Annotated in this window: 1 pseudogene; it reads right to left on the bottom strand. The window is 49.0% G+C overall.

The annotated features are described in order from the left end of the window. Positions 1 to 1,068, bottom strand: a pseudogene (locus A3735_RS06135) (hypothetical protein); the annotation flags it as partial.

Here is a 1,068-nt window from a genome sequence, read left to right as displayed (position 1 = left end):
GTTGCCCATTATCCAGTTGACCAAGCCGTAATGGAATTCAAGGTTGGTGCCTAGATCCTTACCTTCCAGCTTAGTGCGGCGAAGTACTTCAGACATTTGTTCAAAGCTTTCCAGACGATTGTTGCCAACAGTCAGGAGTAGGGCGATATTACTATCGTAAGCACCGGCCAAGTGATAGGACATGAATACATCTGTATCAGGGTTGTGAAGACTGATGCCCTGGTCGTCACGAATTTCGCCATCAAGCGAATCTGACCAATGTTCAATCAAACCACCTGCATGGGGTGCCAAAGCTTGGTTAGTTGCATTAAGGCGGGCTTCAACCGAAGCATTATGACGCAATACGCGCTCGGGCTTGGGTAAGCGCTTGCCGTGTGCAGCGAGTAATACCATGGCCTCGACCAATGAGTGCACCGTAAAACTGTCATCAGCGTTGTCGGGGTTGACGAATTTCAGGCTATAACAGAGCTCTGTAACGCGGTGTTCAACCTGAATTCGGGTGTTCATTTCCATAAAGAAGTGTTTGTCGCGGTCAACGATACACTCGAAGGTGGATACGTTGTCCAAACCTACAGCCTGACCAAATACTTCGGATTCTTTTTCCATCGCCTGAAGGGTTTTGATCTCCTGGCTAAGGATTTTAGATTCGGCTTCACTACCGCGATGCAACGACTCTGTAAGCGCATGCTGTAAATCTTCGGTCGTAACCGATATTTCAAGCAGCTTTTGCTCGTGCATCTGCAAAGAGCAATCACGACCGCCCAAAGCCAGTGCCCATTCACCATTACCGATCACCTGGATTTCCTGGTGACGAGTGGTTTCGATATTCAACTCGACAAGAATATTCTTGTTGTCGCCTTGGCCTGTCGCTTTTACCTCGTTGAGGATCTCAAGTACTAGAGAAGGTGCTTCATCTGCTGCTTGGCTTAAGCGCTCTTCGATGCTGCCTTTAAAGCTTGAAGGGCTGGAGAGTATGCGTTGGCCTTTACCGCCGCCACCGCCGATGCATTTCAGGCGAATACGGTTTTCAGGGTACTCCTGGCCAATCTTGATTACTTGCTCGCGGAT

The organism is Oleiphilus sp. HI0061 (assembly GCF_001635675.1).
This window is presented reverse-complemented; position numbering and strand designations above follow the sequence as displayed.